Genomic DNA, 19,180 nt, shown 5'->3' on the forward strand with positions numbered 1-19,180 from the left:
CTGCTTTTTTTCCTGTGGCTTGTGTTATGTTGCAAAGAGCACAATAAAAAATTATGGATGATACATCGCGAATATGGCTGCCGTCCCTCATGGTCCCTTGATCAATTCTGACAAGTTCTGGAAAGCATTTCTTTGGTTTCTATTGCCGCTGATTGCCACCAATATTTTACAAAACCTATCAGGCACCATTAATACGGTTTTTGTCGGGCAAATGCTTGGGGTTCAAGCGGTTGCTGCGGTCGCAGTCTATTTCCCCATCCTGTTTTGTCTCTTGGCTTTTATCATCGGTTTATCGGCAGGTTCAACCGTGCTGATTGGACAGGCATGGGGCGCACAAAATCTGGAAAAAGTTCGCAGTGTAGTCGGTTCCACCCTGTTTATGACCCTGATTGGCGGCAGTGTGATTGCCTTTTTGGGCGTGCTTTTTGCCAAACAGATTTTATTGTTGCTGGGGATTGACCCTGAAATCATGCATCTGTCTTTACCCTATGTCCAGTGGATGATGGCGGGTAGCCCACTACTGTTTGTATATATTATTTATACCTCGATTTTACGCGGTGTGGGCGACAGTATTACTCCACTGATTGCCCTTGGCATGACCAGTATTATCGGTTTTGTCATCACCCCGATTTTAATTGCAGGATATTTTGGTTTTCCAAAATTGGGCATCATCGCGCCTGCCATTGCCAGCATCATTGGCTATGCTGCAGTACTGCTGTTTTTAATGGTCTATCTCAATAAAAAACATCACCCGTTGCGCCCTGATGCCGAATTATTCAGACATATCCGACATCAACCTGAACTGAGTCGCATCATTCTGAGTTTGGGCATTCCGACAGGCATTCAGATGGTCACCACATCGGTGGCAGGCTTAGTGATCATCGGGCTGGTGAACCGTTATGGCTCGGAAGCAACCGCAGCCTATGGCGCGGTCAATCAGGTGCTGAACTACATTCAGTTTCCAGCCCTTTCCATTTCAATTGCCGCCTCGATTTTTGCGGCTCAAGCGATTGGTGCAGGCAAAGCCGATTTACTCACCAAAGTCACCCGCACAGCCTTGCGCATGAATATCATCATCACGGGTATCTTGGTGATTTTGGCGTATCTGTTCTCCAAATATTTAATGGCGCTATTTATTACCGACCCCGAAGTGGTGACACTAGGGCAACAACTGCTGTTTATTGTGTTGTGGTCCATTTTATTTTTTGGTGCCAGCGCAATTTTTGCGTCGATTATGCGTGCCAGTGGTACCGTCAACATTCCCATGCTGATTAACATTGCAGCGATTGTGCTGATTGAAGTGCCGTGTGCCTATCTGTTTAGTCAGTGGTTTGGCTTAAAAGGCATTTGGTATGGTTATGCTTTGGCTTTTGTTAGCCTGTGCATCATGCAAGGGCTGTATTATCAATTGATCTGGAAAAAGAAAACCGTCAAGACCTTAATTTAATGGATGATGGATAGGAAAAAACGTGCTGAACCTAACTCAGCACGTTTCTTGAATTATTTAAAACGCTTGCTCAATGACGACGCCATTGCCGTCACTTTCTGATAGCCCGTCGGCAAAATACGCTGAATCAGATCCAAAGATTTCGCATCATTACCAATCAACACTCGACGCTTGTCTTTTTGCACTGCATTCAGAATTTCACGTGCTGCCTCTTCTGGTGGAATACGCAATAACTTGTTGAAAGTTCGTGCTGATTTTTCAGGATTCATGCCCAAGCTGCGTAAGCTGTCATTCATACGCGCATCATTGGCAATATTGGTGCGAATACCGCCTGGGTGGACACACAGCGCACTCACGCCACAGTTTTCAATATCCAGTTCTTGGCGCAACGATTCGGTAAAACCGCGCACCGCAAATTTTGTGGCATTGTAAGCCGATTGTGTCGGTTGAGCCGTTAAGCCAAACAAGCTGGAAATATTGATGATATGCCCATCACCTGTTTGCTTGATCAGTGGCAAGAATTCTTTGCTGCCATACACCACGCCCCAGAAATTAATCCCGACAATCCATTCCAGTTCGTCATAACTCGCCCCTTCAACGGTCGAGCCCAATGCCACCCCTGCATTGTTAAAAATCATATTCACCGAACCATGATCTTTAACGGTTTCTTCTGCCCACGCACGCATGGCTTCGCGGTCCGATACATCTAGCTTTTGGGTGGTGACACGCACCTTACTGTCTTTGAGGAGTTCTACGGTTTTGGCCAAGCCTTGTTCGTTAATATCGCTTAAAGAAAGATGGCAACCTTGTTTGGCTAACAGCAATGCCAGTTGTTGACCAATTCCTGAACCCGCACCAGTAACGGCCGCTACTTTATTGTTAAATGTTTTCATTCTCTATCCTTATGGGTTGCATAGGCTTTGACACAATACCAGCACTGCTATTTTTTGCACTATGCCGTTGACGCTTTTAATATAAATTTGACAATATGCATTGTCAATAATTGCCTGACGAATCTCATCTCCACTTCAAGCATGGCTAAAATTTAGGTTTTTACCACAATAGTTGTTAAACTAAAGCCAGTCTTTGCTACGTTTTGCCCTTATGACTTATTCCAATAGCAACACTGCGGAACACAATAACAACCCCACCAAAAGTAAAGAACGCCAGTTTAAAGGACTGTCTTTAGCTGAGCGTAAACAGGCACGTCGAGAAAAATTAATTGAAGCGGGCATCGAGGTCTACGGCACCCATGGATTCTTTTCGGTGACCGTCAAAGATATCTGTAATGAAGCCAAGCTGACAGAACGCTATTTCTATGAATCCTTTAAAAAAAGCGATCAACTGTTTCAAACCATCTTCCTGAAACTGATTGATGAACTGCAGCAGAATGTAATGCAGGCGATTATGCAAGCCTCCAGCAGTCATGAAAAAATGGTCGATGCAGGTTTAACGGCTTTATTAACCACGTTGAAAGATAACCCACGCATGGCACGGATTATTTATATTGATGCCATGCTGGTACAAGAACTGCATAACCAAGCCACCATTCGAGAAACCATGCTGCGCTTTGACCGCATGATTCATGCCTTTGTCATGTTGATGATGCCGAATATTCCGCATTCGGAACGTGAAATTTCATGGGTTTCTACAGGCTTAAATGGTTATGTCACACAGATTGCAATTCGTTGGGTCATGAGTGGATTTAAACAGTCTATGGAAGATGTATTGGCCTCTTGCAGAGTGGTCTTTGTGACATTATTGGCATCATTTTCGGATAAAAAAAATTAAATTACAGCCATTTAATTTTTACAAAAATTTGAAATTGGTTAGATGAACCAGAGTTAGACTGTCTAAAATTGTTCATGTTTTCGACTAAAAATTGTCACAAAACTTTGCGAAAATCGGCATTCTGCCCTATTCTGCAATGATACTGTCATAATTAATCTTTGTAATAAGCCTGTCATAAATAAGAAACGGCCTACCGTTATCACCAATAGGATATTGCGTTGTGAAAGATGACTACATACTAATCGTCGATGACGAACTTCCGATTCGAGAGATGATTCACACCTCTTTGGATATGGCAGGCTTTCAATGCTTACAGGCAGAAGATGCAAAACAAGCGCATCAAATGATTGTGGATCAGCGCCCTGCTTTGATTTTGCTCGACTGGATGATGCCAGGCGGCGTCAGTGGTGTCGATCTATGTCGTCGCTTGAAACGCGATGAAAACCTATCAGAAATTCCAGTGATTATGCTGACAGCCCGCGGAGAAGAAGACCATAAAGTCCAAGGTCTCGATGCAGGTGCAGACGATTACATGACCAAACCTTTTTCCACCCGCGAATTGGTTTCTCGAATTAAAGCCGTACTGCGTCGCGCCAATGCGCTGAGTGGTGAAAAAACCATTGATGCCAATGGTTTACTGCTTGATCCTGTGAGCCAACGCGTAAGTTTTGGCAACAATATTTTAGATATGGGTCCAACAGAATACCGTTTGTTGGCGTTCTTCATGACCCATCCAGAACGTGCTTATACCCGTGCCCAGCTGCTCGATCAAGTTTGGGGTGGTAATGTGTATATCGAAGACCGTACTATTGACGTGCATATTCGCCGCCTGCGCAAAGTTTTAGAACCTTATGGTGCAGACCGTTTTGTGCAAACCGTACGTGGTACAGGTTACCGCTTCTCTACTCGTGCAGATGTTGCTTTAGGTTAATTTTAATTTTATGTATGAACCATACCCCGTCCCCGAACTGGCCCGTGAACATCAAAAATTCCGCTATAGCAGTTTGTGGACTTTTGCCAAACAAGATTTACGCTTACTGGCTTTTCTCTTACTGATTGCAAGCTTAGTCGGTTTTGGCATTGGGTATTTCTGGATCTGCATTTTTGCTGGTTTCTCGATTTTTTTTATTTTCCAATTACGTTCTTTGTATTTGGTCAATGAATGGATTTCCAATCGTCCCTATGATGTTCCGCCCAATTTAAATGGGATATGGGGGGCTTTGCTGTTTAACGTCTATCGTGCACAGCGCCAAGAACGGATTGTTCAGGCCGAAATGGTCGGATTGATTGATCGTGCCCAGTCTTCCTTGGTGGCACTGGCAGAAGCCGTGGTGCTGATTGATGAATCGCACCAGATTGAATGGTGGAACCCTGCGGCAGAAAAACTACTGGGCATTCAGGCACTGGATCTTGGTCGCAACATCATGACCATTTTGCGCCAACCGAGTTTTATTGATTACTTCAAACAAAGTGATCAAATTCCTGACGGCATCAAAATGAAGTCCTCTGTATTTGAAGACCACTATGTGCAAATCAAAATGACCCGCTTCGGTGGTGAAAGCCGTCTGCTGGTGGCCTATGACGTGACCCGCATGCACAACTTGGAGCAAATGCGTAAAGACTTTGTGGATAATATTTCGCATGAATTACGCACGCCTTTGACGGTACTGAGTGGCTATATTGAAACCTTTACCGACCAAGAAGATTTAAATCCACGCTGGAAACGAGCTTTCGAGCAAATGCAGGCGCAAACCAAACGCATGAATGCTTTGGTAAATGATCTGTTGCTGCTATCGCGTCTGGAGAACAACAAACAGATTGCCAAAAACCAGATTATTGAAATGCCAAGCCTGATGAATCAGTTATTTGATGATGCTCAAGCCTACAATGTCGATTATGGTCATACCCTGAATCTGGATATTGACAGTCATTGCGACCTGATTGGTTCAGATACCGAGTTGGCGAGTGCGTTCAGTAACCTGATTACCAATGCCATTAAATACACCCCTAAAGGCGGCACCATTACCATGGGTTGGCATGATGATGGCGAACATGGCTATTTCACGGTTGAAGATACTGGAATCGGCATTGATCCGAAACATTTGCCACGTTTAACCGAACGTTTTTATCGGGTGGATAGCGCACGGAGCCGTCAAACAGGTGGAACTGGATTGGGACTGGCGATTGTGAAACACGTATTGATGCAGCACAACGCGCATTTAGAAATTGAATCAAAAGAAAATCAAGGCTCGATCTTTAAAGTGGTGTTCCCGAAAGAACGTCTTTATCACATGAGCTAAATCATTATATTTTTAAATCTTATTCAAAGTTTATGTTGAGATGGCTATCTCGCACAGCCACCTCAAGCATCTTCTTACACGGTATGACCGAGCGCCTGCCCCATCACCACAGTTGAATTGGCTTTAAACTGTTCATCCCACTGCATTTTGTTTTGTTCAAATAAAACAATTGCGGTTGAACCCAAATAGAAACGTCCCAGTTCTGCGCCTTTTTCAAGGAACAAATTGTGCTGATTCAGTTCTAAACGCCCTGTCGGCTTTACTTTGCCTGTCGCCACAGTTTCAATGCCCGCCACAATCATCGCACCGACCAAAACCACCGCCATACGACCCAATTCAGTATCGAACAAGCACACCATACGCTCGTTACGTGCGAACAAACCTGGAATATTTTCAGCCGTAGTCTGGTTCACAGAGAACAGCTCACCAGGTACATACAGCGTTTCCGTCAACGTGCCTGCAAAGGGCATGTGTACACGGTGATAGTCACGCGGAGATAAATACACCGTCGCAAATTCACCATGTTTGAATGGTTCTGCCAACTGCGGGTCTGCAATCAGTTTTTCAACCGAGAAGCTTTGCCCTTTGGCTTGAAAGACTTCACCCGATTCGATGTGACCCAATTGCGAAATCGCACCATCCGCAGGTGACACAATGCTGCTGGCATTGGTGTCAATTTCACGCACACCATCTTGCAAAGCACGGGTAAAGAATTCATTGAATGACTTGTATTTCAAGGCATTTTTTTGCTCTGCAATGGACATATCAATGCCATATTGCGCTTTAAATGCAGAAATGACCGTATTTTTAATCAGCTGGTTTTCACTGGCCGCAATCTTACCCACCACACGAGAGAGCTGATGTTGCGGCACAACACGTTGTGCTTGAATAAAAAATTGTTTAGTTAAACGTGAGGTGAGGCTCAAGACGGTAACTCTCCAGTAACGATTGGACTATCGAGGCGATTGCCCCATTCACTCCACGCACCATCATAAGCTCGAATATTCCAACCCAATACACGACCCAAAATATAAGCCAAACCTGAACGATGGTGTGACTGACAGTACACCACGACAGGTTCCTGTAAATTGAAACCTTGTTGTTCTAAGCGTTGTTGTGTGCGTTCTAAAGCATGCAATTTTAAATGATTTTCACGGTTAAGTGCAGTACTCCATTCAAAATGGCGTGCATTTGGAATGTGACCGCCGCGTCGAGCAGCCAATCTTAAACCTGTATATTCATCTTCAGTTCGGCAATCCCACAGCTGAATTGCTTGTTGCTCGACTAAGGGCAACAGCTCTGCATATTGAATACGGACTTGATCTTGCGCAGCCAAATTGACCTGAACCAAAGGAGCGACAGGGGCAAATTGCGCCTGCTCAGAGGTGGTCGGCAAGCCTTGTGCCAGCCATGCGTGAATCCCGCCATTGAGCAGTGAGGTGTTATAAAAACCCAGACAATGTAAATTCCAGATCAGGCGCCCTGCCCAAGCCCCGCCTTCATCATCATAAACCACCACATGATGCTCTGGCGTAATATTCAAATACTGAATTAAGGCAGTCAAAGCTTCGGCATCAGGCAACAAGCCCGTGGCATTTTCTTCCTGACGCAGCAGTTGTGCGGGTTTGAGGGGGATGGCATGTGGAATATGCAACTGCTCATAGACTGAACTGCGACTTAAATCCACAATCCGTAATTTTTCATTGCCCAAAAGCGGAAGTAACTCTTCCGCTTCGATTAATAAGCCCAAGTTTGGCGTAGATTGCGTCATCATTTTTACACGTTTTGTTCTGGCAACTGCTTGATGTTAGCATAAGCCTTTATCGATAGAATGCCGATTTTCCTATAAAACTCAGCAGAAAATCTGCATTAGAAATGGATTAATGTGCAGATTCAGTAATCTGAAAAACCTGACGCAAATAAGCCAAGAAAGTATCGTTATCGGTCATGGTCTTGCCTGGGCTGTCCGAAATTTTCGCCACGGATTGCCCATTACATTCCACTAGTTTCAACACGATATTTAGCGGGGTCTGCCCCATATCATTGGTTAAATTGGTGCCAATCCCGAAACTGACTTTAAAGCGGTCTTTAAAATATTGGTGTAAAGCCCACGCCTTGTGTAAATTCAAACCATCACTAAAGGTGAGCATTTTGGTTCGGCTGTCAATTTTTAAAGTTTGATAATGTGCATAAGCTTTATCGCCCCAAACAAAAGGATCACCACTGTCGTGTCTTAAACCATCAAAGAGTTTGGCAAAATACAAATCGAAATCACGCAGGAAAGCATCCATCCCCACCACATCAGTCAGAGCAATCCCCAAATCCCCTCGATATTCCTGCACCCAAGTTTCTAAGGCGGCTTTCTGGAAATCGCGTAAACGCACATCTAGCGCCTGAAAAGCTTGCAAGAATTCATGGGCCATGGTGCCAATCGGGGAAATTCCCAATTCTTTTGCCAACAGCACATTACTGGTGCCACGGAACACATTCGGTACTGCTTGATGGAAGGCCTGAATCACCTGTCGTTGCCAAGCCAAGCTATAACGACGGCGGGTGCCAAAATCTGATACTAAAAATGGCGGATCTTCAGGACGTTGCTGTTGCTCACATTGCTGAATAAATTCAATCTTGGCGGTTAAGCGACGCTGACCTTCCTCCAAGACTTCAGGCGTACGAATACGCTGGAAATACAGCTCGTTCACAATCGCAAGTACAAAAATCTCAAACATCATCGCTTGTACCATGGGTCCTTCAACCCAAATATCCAAACGGCCTTCGCTGTCTATGCCTGCATGAATAAAACGACGCTTGAGTTGGAACAGTTCCAGATAATCGACAAAGTCACTTTTAATAAAACGTAAGCTGCGCAAATATTGTAATTCGTCTTCTTTAAAGCGTAGCTGGCATAAATAATCTAACTGTTCATTCAAATCTTGCAGAATATCCACCAAGGGATACACTGTTTCATCCAAATTACGACAACGGAAATGGTAGACACTATGCGTTTGCGGAAACTTATGCAGCACCACTTGCAGCATGGTGAATTTATATAAGTCAGTATCGAGTAAGGATTGAATGATTGCAGACATAAAGGTTCAGTTTTTATCAACTTCTAGCATTAAAGCACACTTTTAGGGTGAAAAAAGCCATTGATTGCATAAAACTCGTCAAATCAGAAACATGCTCCATCTGCATCATCGGATCTTTGCTACAATGCCCAGCACATCAAATATTGAGGGATTCTCGTGCGTGCCTTATTACAACGAGTACTTGAAGCCAAAGTTGTCGTCGACGGTCAAGTAACGGGTGAAATTCAACATGGGTTGCTGGTCTTTTTAGGGCTGGGCAAAGAAGATCATCTGGAAAAAGGCAAAAAGCTGATTGATAAAATTTTGAAGTACCGCATTTTTGATGATGAACAAGGCAAGATGGGCTGGAATGTGACGCAAGCACAAGGTGGCTTGTTACTGGTGTCGCAATTTACCCTGATGGCACAAACGCAAAAAGGCTTGCGTCCCGATTTCGGTCCTGCGATGCCCCCTGATGCAGCCAAAGTTTTGTATGAGCAACTGGTCGAGTATGCCAAATCACAATTTGCTCAGGTAGAAACGGGGATTTTTGCTGCGGATATGAAAGTCCACTTAATTAATGATGGACCCGTGACCTTTCAGCTCGAAGTCGAATAAATCTTCACATCATAAAAAAAGCCCACAGCATGCTGTAGGCTTTTTTAACAGGCTATATTAATAGCACTTAGCGACCTGTCTTTTCTTTTAAAAATTGACGTGCCAACTGAATCTTTTCTTTCACGGGTTTAGGTAGCTTTGGTGGAATCAATTTTGCCGCTTTGTTGAACCACACTAATAAGCTGAAATCCCCTTCCATCTTGATACTGCCATTTTGCATGCCAGTCATGAATGCTGATGGATCCCCTTTTAATAAGGTTTTTACGCCTTGCTCGCTATCCGCAAATTGCAAAATAAAATCCGCTTTCTCAGCATCACCTGAAACTGTATCAATTTGTCCATTGTCGATAATAATCTGACGCGCTACGCCTAGATCTGTCCCAATTTGGATACGGAATTGACGGTCATGAATCAACTCAATAAATTTAGGACTTGTACGAGCCAGTTGTTTCATGCGTAAAACCAAACTCGCCACAAGGAGATCGAGTGGGTCCGTGCTCACATCGACCAAAGGTAGCTTTACAACTGGAATTGAAGACAGTTTCATGACGTTTGAAGCCTATTGTAATTGTAGAAAAATTGACTGCTCCATCCTACCATAACTTAATTCCGATGGAAGCTAGGCTTTGTATAACAATCCTGATCTGAACACCAAAGTCACAGCTTGAAATTCTATTCCGATCACAAAAGCATCCTTATTTTGTCAAGTCTTTAAAACGGAAAGCTTTGAGTTGAAGAATTCTTTTTGATCAAAATTAGATGGATGGCGAGAACACGCGTTTTGTCGCCCCTTGAATAAGTATGACTTTGCCTGAATAAATAGCATGGCTACTGTTTTTATTATTTTTACTTAACCTAAAACTGCGCTCCCTCTCATCTGTGATGAAAAGGAGCATCAAAATTAACGACTACTGTACTGCTGATCATCTTCATACACAGGGGTATGCTCGATATAGCGGCGTTTTGAGCTGGCACGCTCTGCACGACGGTCTTCACGGAACAATAACAAGGTGAGCATGCCCATGGCGATGCTAACCGCTGCTAGATAGCTGTATGCCATCGGTAATTCAAACACAACCTGAATGCTCAAACGGATCATTTCAAGCAGGCCCCAGAACATCATGCCTGCGAACATAAAGCTCAGCCAACGACGATAAGGCGAGAAGAAAACCGCAATCAATGCAACAGCCACACAACTCAAGCCAATTATGGTTGCTAAATTCGCTGTGACCATAAAAACCTCCGTCTTCAATGGGAATGGTGTCTGGGCAAGTGCCCGACCAGCAATCCTCACGACCTATATTAATTTTGTGAAATTTGTCTATCTATGTCTCTATGCAAGCATTATGAACAGTTTTAAACAGAAAAAAAGGCATGCTTTTTTATTGAGCGACATACATTGTCGCAATATTATTTTGTCATTACAATTTTTGTCATTTCGACTTGAAGGGAAGCAAGAGAAGCTATGAGTTGGCGTGTCATTACAAAAAAACAACGGGTTTTCACACGGGAAAAATTATTTTTTTCTCTATGGAAAATCATCTGGTCGGCATGCAAATGGCAGACGAATTTTTTATACAAAACTCATCAGCAAGAACACAAAAAGCGCAATCCGAAGATTGCGCTTTTGTCATGAAACCGCAATGATTACGCGCGGTTAAGATCTTTATCATGCACGCCCAACAGGTATAACACCCCGTCTAGACCCACGCTAGAAATCGCCTGATTGGCATTCTTACGCACCAGTGGTTTGGCACGGAAAGCTACGCCTAAACCAGCAATCGAGAGCATTGGTAAATCGTTGGCCCCATCGCCTACGGCAATGGTTTGTTCTGGTGAAATCCCCATATTGTCTGCCAGCTCACGCAATAAAAATGCCTTACGTGCGCCATCCACAATATGCCCTTTGACTTCACCTGTCACAAAGCCATCTTCCACATCCAGAATATTGGCATGCACTTCATCAATGCCAAGTTTGGCTTGTAAATACTCCGCAAAGTACTGGAAACCACCCGATAGAATTGCTGTTCGATAACCCAATGATTTTAATGTTGTAATCAGGCGCTCCGCACCTTCGGTAATGGTCAGGCGTTCCGCAATTTTAGGCAAAACTGAAGCATCTAAACCTTTTAATAAGGCCACACGCGCACGGAAACTTTGCTGGAAATCCAGCTCGCCCTGCATGGCACGTTCGGTAATTTCTGCGACCTGTTCGCCCACACCCGCTTCCAGTGCCAACTCATCAATCACTTCTTGTTCAATCAGGGTTGAGTCCATGTCAAAACATACCAAACGGCTGTTACGGCGGTAGGCATTGTCTTCTTGCACGGCAACATCAATGCTGAGTTCAGCGGACAGGCTTAAACACGCTGCACGCATGGCAGTGGCATCCAACATCTGTCCACTTAAACCAAACTGTACGCATGAACGTTTTGGTCCTTCAGACATGTTTTGCAACTGCGGACGCCCCGATAAACGCGTCACCGTCTCAATGTTGAAACCTTGATTAGACACAATATTGGTAACAGCTTGTAAATGCGCTGCGGTCAGTTCTGGTGCCAAAGCCGTGACAATATAGCGTGTCCGTCCACCTTCACTCACCCATTGATCATATTCTGTCGAAGAGATGGGTTTAAAGCGCACTGTTAAGCCGATATCATGTGCTAGAATCAGAATTTCCTTCATGGCTAATGCTGTTGCAGTCTGGTCATCTGACGAAACAACAATACCTAGAGTCAGTTGATTATGGATGACGGCTTGTCCAACATCTAGAATTTGTAAGGAATGAGTGGACAATACCTGCATTAATCGTGTGAATTGATTAGGCTGGTCGGGTCCCAAAAATGATATAAGAATGATTTCTCGCATGAATTGACTCGGGTCTGAGCTACAACTATTGTGAGAATCATAATCGAATTTGAATAGAATTGCCTTGGAAGTTTACGTTGAATGCGCCTAGACAAGGGCTATTTGCTAGCCTACTGATAATAAGTTTTGCACTTCATACCTTTTTATTGGTGATTGCAACCACTCACCAACTGAATGAAAACCGTGCGAATCAGGGACAGTTGATGACCAGCCAATTGGTCACAGACAGTTTATCGGAACTTGAACCTGCCAATACCGTATCACTGGCGTTATTGGTGAACCGTTACGCCACCAATCCAAGTGTCGCCTCTATTCGAATTTTGGACGGCAGCAATCAGGTCTTGGCGACAGGTGGTTTATCCAAAACCCGTGATGGCGAAGTTTTTGTGCGGGATGCCTTACAAAATGAGAAAAAAGTCGGCACCATTGAAATTACCCTGATTAAACCAAGTATTGGCGAAATCTTGCGTACCCAATGGCTGGCGATTTTATTCTCGTTCTTTATTCATGGGTTGTTGTGGTTGGCATATCGTGCGATTGCGCGTCCAAGCCGTTCTGAATATTTGGCACGCATTAACAACGAATCCCGTTTAAAACACGAAATTCAAGCCTTAACCCAAGCCTTGGAACAAGAGAAGCATAATGCGGCTTTAACCATTGCGCAGGCACAACAGCAGTTCCAGAACAAAAACAAAGCCAAAGAAATTAAGCCTGTGATTGTTGATGATTGTTCTGTGGCTTTGAACATTCAATATTATGATCCAAAGCAATTGCTTGAGTCTGTGAATCAGACCGTGTCGCTGCCTTATTTTAATTTGTGCCAGATTTTCTTGAATAAGAGCATTGAGCTTGCCGTTCAGCATTACAAATTAAACCGTTCGGACATTACCACGGTGCAACAATTTAATGCACAGGGTGCCACCATTACCCTATCGGCAGATATGCCTGATGCCGTACCGTGTCTAGCCATGATTGGCACGGTATTCCAGTTGCTTTCCGATGTGCTGTATAAACGCTACCGTGAAGAAAAGCGCTTTGTATTGCAAACGCGCAGCGCTATTTCTTCTTCTGTTGAAGCGATGCAGTTAACTGCGGTACAAGCGGCTGAACGTTTGGTGCACCAACTCTCTGCCAAAGAAAGTGCAGTGCATTTAAGCAATGAGTTGTTAAAGCAAATCAGCGACCATTACGACTTGGTGTCTTTGCCAAATCCGACCAATGTTTTGACCCGTCACGCCTTTATGGTGAATGGTATGGACAGCAGCATTGCTGAACTGGCGCAAAGCATTCGAACCGAAATTTTAAAAGGCAAACAGTCCAAAGCCTCTTAAGCAAAAAGCCTGACCACAGTCAGGCTTTTTTATGTCTTTTGAAATGCGAGACATACCTAGATTTTCTGTAGACTCTTGTTCATCAAAAATTCCTGTGCCGAATGCGGCACCTGCCCTTCAGGTGCTTGCGCTTTCAACCACTCGCCAGAGGCTTGGAGTTCCCAAGTTCCGTGATGATCCGACAAGTAGTTTTGTAAGCCGTCTTGCAAAATCCGCTTTTTAATCTTCGGATCCAAAATCGGGAAACAGGTTTCAACCCGTGAAAACAAATTACGTCCCATCCAGTCGGCACTGGCGCAGTACAGTTTCTTTTCCCCGCCCTGTTCAAAATAATAGACACGGGTATGTTCCAGAAAGCGCCCGACAATTGAACGCACCCGAATATTATCGGATAGCCCTGCCAATTGCGGTACCAAACAACAAATAGAGCGGATAATCAGGTCAATTTTCACCCCAGCCTGCGACGCCCGATACAGCGCAGCAATCAACTGCGGTTCGGTCAGGGCATTGACCTTAATGATAATCCGCGCAGTTTTGCCCGCTTGCGCATATTCTATTTCCTGCTCAATCAGCTTGAGTAATTCAGCATGTAAGGTAAACGGTGCATGCAGCAAGGTTTTTAATTTTGCCATTTTTCCCATGCCCGTCAGTTCTTGGAACATGCGATGCACATCTTCACAGATATCGGGCTGGGTGGTCATCAAACTATAATCGGTATAGAGTTTGGCATTGCCCGCATGATAATTGCCTGTGCCTAAATGCACATAACGCACCAACTGCTGCTCTTCTCGGCGCACGATCAAAATCATTTTGGCATGAGTTTTATAGCCCACAATGCCATACACCACCACGGCGCCTGCTTCTTGCAATACATTGGCCACGGTAATGTTGGACTCTTCATCAAAACGTGCACGGAGTTCAATCACCGCGGTGACTTCTTTGCCATTGCGTGCCGCTTCTGCCAGTACCTGCACAATCTCGGAATCAGGTCCGCTACGATACAAGGTCTGTTTAATCGCCAATACATTCGGATCTTTCGCAGCTTCACGTAGCAGGCTAATCACAGGCTGGAAAGAGTCAAAAGGATGATGCAACAACACATCTTCTTTTTTCAAAATATCAAAGATGGACTGTTGCTTACGAAAAGGCTTTGGAATAACGGGATTAAAGACCGGATATTTTAAGTCTGGACGCTTAAAATGCGTGGTCAGGCGCGATAAATTGATCGGACCCGAAATCGAATACAAATGTTGTTGATCGAGATCAAATTCATTCAATAAATAATCCACAATACTACGCGGGCAATCATCTTCAATTTCCAAACGTACCGCACGCCCAAAGCGACGCGAAGACAATTCATCTTTTAACGCCACCGCCAAATCATCGACATCTTCCGATAAAATTAAATCGGCATTGCGGGTTACACGGAAGGCATAGCAGCCTGTGGCTTTCATCCCTGGGAACAAGTCACTGATATGCTGCTGAATAATCGCGGTCAGAAAGATTTGTTCTTCTTGTCCTTCCACGCTTTCAGGCAAACTGATTAAACGCGGTAATGACCGTGGTGCAGGCACAATTGCCAGTTCTATCTCGCGCCCAAAGGCATCTTTACCTTCCAAACTGACAATGAAGTTCAGGCTTTTATTCACCAAGCGCGGAAAGGGATGTGATGGATCAAGGCTAATCGGGGTCAAGACGGGTTGAACTTGCTTGGCAAAATAAGCAGCGATCCACGCTTTATGCTTTTCCAAAATGTCTTGGTACTGAATAAAATGAATACCCAACCCCTGTAACTGCGGCAGGATGGCATGATTCAAAATATCGTACTGTTCCTGTACCGCCTGATGTACCCGTTGTGACAGCTCAGCCAGTACCACATCGGTCGGAATGGCATCAGGCATACGCGTCAGCGCATTTAAATCCTGCTGCTTCATTAAACCCGCAACACGAATTTCAAAAAACTCGTCCAAGTTGCGGGAGAAAATAATGAGAAAGTTAAGCCGTTCTAAAAGCGGTAAATCGGTATTGCGCGCTTGCGCCAAGACGCGTCGATTAAACTCCAGTAATGCCAATTCACGATTAAAATAAGTTTCTGATGAATGTTGAAAATTTTCCATTTTCTCTCATTATGGTTGATTTTTTATCAACACTTTACCCTCTGTGCTTGGCATCTTAGATGGGGTTTATGACGGTTTTGTTACACTCTCCAAAAACCCGATCTACTGCCTGTTTTTTATACTTAATGTTAAAATTTTATCAAATTTTGAGAATTTCGATGCAATGCTACTGTGTTTCTGTCTTATCAGGCATGTTTTTTCTCGCCCAATAGGTCGCCAATAAAGGACCTGAAATATTATGCCACAAACTAAAAATAGCACTCGGTAATGCGGTCAACGGCGCTGTCGCAAAATGAACGGCTGCCAATGCTACCCCTAGACCTGAGTTTTGCATGCCGACTTCAATGGCTACCGCCTTACTGTCGGCATAAGCTAAATGCAAAAAGCGACTGCTCCAGAAGCCCAACACATATCCCAAACCATTATGCAGTGCGACTACCGCAAAAATCAGCAAGCCAGAATGTAAGATCTGTGCCTTACTGCCGCCAATAATTGCCGCCACAATCAACACAATTGCAAGCACCGAAATCAGCGGCATCACCTGTAGATACTGTTGTGCCTGTTGCTTGAATAGACTGCGTAGCACCAAACCCAGAATAATCGGCAATAACACCACTTGTAGAATGGAGCTCAGCATCGACCATGCATTAATGTCGATCCATTGGCTTGCCAGCAGATAGAAAATAAAGGGCGTCAGCACAGGTGCCAATAAAGTCGATACCGCAGTGCAAGCCACAGACAGTGCCGTATTACCCTTTGCCATATAGGTAATCACATTGGATGCCGTTCCTCCTGGGCAACAACCGACCAAAATTACCCCGACTGCCAGTTCCGCAGGCAACTGAAACACGAGACACAGCAGATACGCCAGAATAGGCATCACCACAAACTGCGCCACCACCCCCACGCACACAGCTTTTGGGGTTTGCAAGACCGCTTTAAAATCGTCGAGCTGCATGGTCATGCCCATGCCCAGCATAATGATGCCCAGCATCCACGGAATGTAAGCTTTAAGCCAAACAAAGGCTTCGGGCAGAATCAGCGCAATTCCAGCAAACAGCAGCACCCACAAGGCAAAAGTTTTCTGAATAAAACGGCTTAATTGCAAAAATGCAGACATGCGTAAACTCAACAGCTAGACAAAGGGAAAAGCAAATCAAACACAGTACAGGCTTATGCTGCCGCCAGAATATCTTTCAGATAAATCCGTTTCACCCCCGCAGCCAACATATCTTGCCATGCGTGCTGTAACGAACCGTTCAAATCAATTGCTTTGGTGGCATCTGCAATCACATAAGTATTAAAACCCAACTGGCTGGCATCAATGGCGGTCCATGCCACGCAAAAATCGGTCGCAATGCCCACGATATACACGGTGTCAATCCCGCGTGCGTTTAAATAGCCCGCCAAACCCGTTGTGGTTTGACGATCAGCTTCCATAAATGCCGAATAACTATCAATTTCAGCATGGGTGCCTTTGCGAATAATCAACTGGGCTTGGGGTAAAGCCAGATCGGGATGAAAATCGGCATCATGACTGCCTTGCACACAATGCGCAGGCCACAATACCTGTGGTCCATAAGACAATTCAATCTGCTCAAATGGCTGTTTTCCAACATGGTTCTCTGCAAAAGAAATATGCTGGGCAGGATGCCAGTCTTGGGTCAGAATAATTTGCTCAAAATAGGCCCCCAATTGATTAATTTTTGGAATAATTTGGTCTGCATGGGCAACGGCCAGATTCCCCCCAGGGGTAAATCCATTTTGTACATCCACTACAATCAGGGCTTTCTTGTTTTGCATGTGTTGCATGTCGGTGTGGCTCGCTGTTTGTTTTTGATTGTGGGCTAGCATATAACAAAACCACAGCCTTGTAGTGAACGAAGCCGTCTCCATCCATCGCTTCGCTACAAAAGCAAATAGCCCGTCATGACGGGCTATCTATACAGCATGAGCTTAATTAAGTAGTGGTTTTTTGTAGTCGTTGTACCAAAATCAACATCAACAACGCTGAAATCACAATACATGGAATGGCTGCGGAGACTACGCCTGTTGCACCAAAGCCTGCGGCGAGCAATTGCCCTGCAATGGTCGGACCCAACATCGCGCCAATACGTCCCACTGCCGAAGCCATGCCCACACCTGTACCGCGTAATTCTGTAGGGTAAACAATACTGCCGAAAGCATAGAGTACGCCCTGACAACCAATCACGAATGCACCAACCAATGCCGATGCCAAATACATTTGCGTCAGCGAAGCGGCTGCATTCAGTGCAAATAGACCAGCTAAAATACCGCCATACATTAATAAGATGACATAGGCTTTTTTCCAGCGGTCCGTCAGCATGCCTAAAATAACCGTACCCACTGTCGCACTTAACATGAAGTAGAACTGAGCCGTACTGGCTTCTTTGCGGGAAAAGCCAAGTTCCATAAACAAAGATGGTAACCAGCTCAGCATGATGTACACCACCATCAAGGTGAAGAAATAGCTCACCCAGATTAAGCCTGTACGCATCAAATTGTGTCGATTAAACAAATCCTGAAAAGTAGCTGGTGCCGCAGTGTCATCTTCAGCACGGGTTTGTGCTTTTAAGAATTCACGTGACTCAGGTAAAAACTTGATCATGATTGGCAGCACGATGATCGGAAGCAGTCCTCCCAAATAGAAAATGTTTTTCCAATTCGAACCAAAATCCAGACTGGCGATATAAGACAAAATGGCAGCACCCACCGGCATACCACAATACATCAAACCGACCGCACGCCCACGCTTTTCAGGACTGACCGCTTCGGAAGCCAAAGTAATCAATAACGGCATGGCGGCACCCAAGCCTGCACCCGCCAGAAAACGGACCAGCAATAAACTATAAAAACTGTTGACCCAGACCGTACATAAGGTAAAGAACGCAAACACCGCAACTGACCAAACCAACACGGTTTTACGTCCAATACGGTCGGCAAAGCGTCCGCCAACCAATGCCCCGGGCAATAGACCTAAAATACCCGCACTAAAAAATACGCCCAACTGGGAACTGTCTAAGGCAAAATGTTCACGAATCCCTGCTGCGGCAATCCCCGCAGCCTGAATATCCAACCCTTCAATGACAGCAATTAAAAAGCAAATGGCAACCGTAATGACCGAGTGCTGCTTGTCTGATGATGCATTCATCTCAAAATCCTTGTTCTAACCCCTCCAATGAACAACAATCATCTGTGAAGCGCACATTTTAATTAACTCGTCTTAAGTTGAAGATTTTTAGACTTTTTTTATCAATTAAGAGATAAATCACATTTTATGCGTTCAGTTGGTCTAGTCTTAAAATCAATTAATGCAAATGAAATTTGACTAAATTAGTCAACAATTCAACACAACATGAAGCACTTAGCACAGCATTGCATTGAATTTCTGAACATGGAGTTATCGCTAAAATTTATGATTCACGTTGTTTTTAGTGATCATTCAGCTTAAATTTAAGCAGAATAAATAGAGCTTTAAGCTCTTGATTAAGTCCTATAAGCTCTTAATCTTGCTTATTTTTCTACGATAAAGTTTTGAAAAATATATTTTCAGCTGGCATCTGAAACCTGTATTTTGTAATTTTACTGCACTTTATTTTTGCTTTTTTTAAAGTTTTGA

General features: G+C 44.3%; 17 protein-coding genes. 6 read left to right on the forward strand and 11 right to left on the reverse strand.

Features of this window, described 5'->3' with window-relative positions; genetic code table 11:
• The first annotated feature begins 73 nt into the window (after positions 1–73).
• Entirely contained in the window at positions 74–1,447 is a 1,374-nt protein-coding gene (locus ACWQ4X_RS12085; protein WP_457903807.1) for an MATE family efflux transporter, read from the forward strand.
• Between the two features lie 53 nt (positions 1,448–1,500).
• On the opposite strand, the gene ACWQ4X_RS12090 is transcribed toward ACWQ4X_RS12085, so the two are convergent.
• Entirely contained in the window at positions 1,501–2,340 is an 840-nt protein-coding gene (locus tag ACWQ4X_RS12090; protein WP_457903808.1) for an SDR family NAD(P)-dependent oxidoreductase, read from the reverse strand.
• A gap of 211 nt (positions 2,341–2,551) precedes the next feature.
• Between ACWQ4X_RS12090 and ACWQ4X_RS12095 the strand changes: the two genes are divergently transcribed.
• From ACWQ4X_RS12095 to phoR, 3 genes are all read left to right on the forward strand, one after another.
• On the forward strand, positions 2,552–3,238 hold the full coding sequence (locus ACWQ4X_RS12095; RefSeq protein WP_142769920.1) for a TetR/AcrR family transcriptional regulator: 687 nt from the start codon (positions 2,552–2,554) through the stop codon (positions 3,236–3,238).
• A gap of 220 nt (positions 3,239–3,458) precedes the next feature.
• Positions 3,459–4,169 (forward strand): phosphate regulon transcriptional regulator PhoB, encoded by a 711-nt coding sequence (gene phoB / locus ACWQ4X_RS12100; protein ID WP_100241132.1) that lies wholly within the window; start codon positions 3,459–3,461, stop codon positions 4,167–4,169.
• 10 nt (positions 4,170–4,179) lie between these two features.
• Complete coding sequence (gene phoR / locus ACWQ4X_RS12105) at positions 4,180–5,538, forward strand: phosphate regulon sensor histidine kinase PhoR (protein WP_457903809.1); 1,359 nt, start codon at positions 4,180–4,182, stop codon at positions 5,536–5,538.
• 74 nt (positions 5,539–5,612) lie between these two features.
• Here phoR and asd read toward each other — a convergent pair whose 3' ends face one another.
• The 3 genes from asd to pncB all read right to left on the reverse strand — a co-directional run bounded on the left by asd (position 5,613) and on the right by pncB (position 8,627).
• Positions 5,613–6,464, reverse strand: coding sequence for an archaetidylserine decarboxylase (gene asd / locus ACWQ4X_RS12110; protein WP_457903810.1), 852 nt, complete (start codon positions 6,462–6,464; stop codon positions 5,613–5,615).
• Positions 6,461–7,309, reverse strand: a complete 849-nt coding sequence (locus ACWQ4X_RS12115; protein ID WP_457903841.1) for a sulfurtransferase — start codon at positions 7,307–7,309, stop codon at positions 6,461–6,463. The genes asd and ACWQ4X_RS12115 overlap by 4 nt, the downstream gene beginning before the upstream one ends.
• A gap of 109 nt (positions 7,310–7,418) precedes the next feature.
• A complete protein-coding gene (gene pncB / locus ACWQ4X_RS12120) occupies positions 7,419–8,627 on the reverse strand; it encodes a nicotinate phosphoribosyltransferase (RefSeq protein ID WP_457903811.1) in 1,209 nt (402 codons plus the stop codon).
• Between the two features lie 156 nt (positions 8,628–8,783).
• Here pncB and dtd point away from each other — a divergent pair, with 156 nt between their 5' ends.
• Positions 8,784–9,224 carry a D-aminoacyl-tRNA deacylase gene (gene dtd / locus ACWQ4X_RS12125; RefSeq protein ID WP_100241128.1) on the forward strand — a complete coding sequence of 147 codons (441 nt, stop codon included), beginning with the start codon at positions 8,784–8,786 and terminating at the stop codon, positions 9,222–9,224.
• A gap of 67 nt (positions 9,225–9,291) precedes the next feature.
• Here dtd and ACWQ4X_RS12130 read toward each other — a convergent pair whose 3' ends face one another.
• From ACWQ4X_RS12130 to serB, 3 genes are all read right to left on the reverse strand, one after another.
• Positions 9,292–9,771 (reverse strand): SCP-2 sterol transfer family protein, encoded by a 480-nt coding sequence (locus ACWQ4X_RS12130; RefSeq protein WP_100241127.1) that lies wholly within the window; start codon positions 9,769–9,771, stop codon positions 9,292–9,294.
• A 354-nt stretch (positions 9,772–10,125) separates the two neighbouring features.
• A complete protein-coding gene (aciT, locus tag ACWQ4X_RS12135; protein WP_142769915.1) occupies positions 10,126–10,458 on the reverse strand; it encodes a ciprofloxacin tolerance protein AciT in 333 nt (110 codons plus the stop codon).
• A gap of 413 nt (positions 10,459–10,871) precedes the next feature.
• The gene (serB, locus tag ACWQ4X_RS12140) at positions 10,872–12,092 is read right to left on the reverse strand and encodes a phosphoserine phosphatase SerB (protein ID WP_142769914.1); all 1,221 of its coding nucleotides are present in this window, start codon (positions 12,090–12,092) and stop codon (positions 10,872–10,874) included.
• A 77-nt stretch (positions 12,093–12,169) separates the two neighbouring features.
• Here serB and ACWQ4X_RS12145 point away from each other — a divergent pair, with 77 nt between their 5' ends.
• Complete coding sequence (locus ACWQ4X_RS12145; protein WP_457903812.1) at positions 12,170–13,423, forward strand: hypothetical protein; 1,254 nt, start codon at positions 12,170–12,172, stop codon at positions 13,421–13,423.
• A gap of 56 nt (positions 13,424–13,479) precedes the next feature.
• Here the strand turns inward: ACWQ4X_RS12145 and ppk1 are convergent, their stop codons facing one another.
• The 4 genes from ppk1 to mhpT all read right to left on the reverse strand — a co-directional run bounded on the left by ppk1 (position 13,480) and on the right by mhpT (position 18,712).
• Entirely contained in the window at positions 13,480–15,540 is a 2,061-nt protein-coding gene (gene ppk1, locus ACWQ4X_RS12150) for a polyphosphate kinase 1 (RefSeq protein ID WP_457903813.1), read from the reverse strand.
• A gap of 166 nt (positions 15,541–15,706) precedes the next feature.
• Positions 15,707–16,660 (reverse strand): bile acid:sodium symporter family protein, encoded by a 954-nt coding sequence (locus tag ACWQ4X_RS12155; RefSeq protein ID WP_457903814.1) that lies wholly within the window; start codon positions 16,658–16,660, stop codon positions 15,707–15,709.
• A 53-nt stretch (positions 16,661–16,713) separates the two neighbouring features.
• On the reverse strand, positions 16,714–17,343 hold the full coding sequence (gene pncA / locus ACWQ4X_RS12160; RefSeq protein WP_457903842.1) for a bifunctional nicotinamidase/pyrazinamidase: 630 nt from the start codon (positions 17,341–17,343) through the stop codon (positions 16,714–16,716).
• A gap of 157 nt (positions 17,344–17,500) precedes the next feature.
• Positions 17,501–18,712, reverse strand: coding sequence for a 3-(3-hydroxy-phenyl)propionate transporter MhpT (mhpT, locus tag ACWQ4X_RS12165; RefSeq protein WP_457903815.1), 1,212 nt, complete (start codon positions 18,710–18,712; stop codon positions 17,501–17,503).
• Between the last annotated feature and the right edge of the window lie 468 nt (positions 18,713–19,180).

This window comes from Acinetobacter sp. NigerLNRRAM0016 (genome assembly GCF_054112845.1).

Bases quoted from the DNA above. Each gene is read 5' to 3' on its own strand.
- ACWQ4X_RS12085 (WP_457903807.1), top strand. From the start codon at position 74: ATGGCTGCCGTCCCTCATGGTCCCTTGATCAATTCTGACAAGTTCTGG.
- ACWQ4X_RS12090 (WP_457903808.1), bottom strand. From the start codon at position 2,340: ATGAAAACATTTAACAATAAAGTAGCGGCCGTTACTGGTGCGGGTTCA.
- ACWQ4X_RS12095 (WP_142769920.1), top strand. From the start codon at position 2,552: ATGACTTATTCCAATAGCAACACTGCGGAACACAATAACAACCCCACC.
- phoR (WP_457903809.1), top strand. From the start codon at position 4,180: ATGTATGAACCATACCCCGTCCCCGAACTGGCCCGTGAACATCAAAAA.
- ACWQ4X_RS12115 (WP_457903841.1), bottom strand. From the start codon at position 7,309: ATGACGCAATCTACGCCAAACTTGGGCTTATTAATCGAAGCGGAAGAG.
- pncB (WP_457903811.1), bottom strand. From the start codon at position 8,627: ATGTCTGCAATCATTCAATCCTTACTCGATACTGACTTATATAAATTC.
- ACWQ4X_RS12130 (WP_100241127.1), bottom strand. From the start codon at position 9,771: ATGAAACTGTCTTCAATTCCAGTTGTAAAGCTACCTTTGGTCGATGTG.
- aciT (WP_142769915.1), bottom strand. From the start codon at position 10,458: ATGGTCACAGCGAATTTAGCAACCATAATTGGCTTGAGTTGTGTGGCT.
- serB (WP_142769914.1), bottom strand. From the start codon at position 12,092: ATGCGAGAAATCATTCTTATATCATTTTTGGGACCCGACCAGCCTAAT.
- ppk1 (WP_457903813.1), bottom strand. From the start codon at position 15,540: ATGGAAAATTTTCAACATTCATCAGAAACTTATTTTAATCGTGAATTG.
- ACWQ4X_RS12155 (WP_457903814.1), bottom strand. From the start codon at position 16,660: ATGTCTGCATTTTTGCAATTAAGCCGTTTTATTCAGAAAACTTTTGCC.
- pncA (WP_457903842.1), bottom strand. From the start codon at position 17,343: ATGCAAAACAAGAAAGCCCTGATTGTAGTGGATGTACAAAATGGATTT.
- mhpT (WP_457903815.1), bottom strand. From the start codon at position 18,712: ATGAATGCATCATCAGACAAGCAGCACTCGGTCATTACGGTTGCCATT.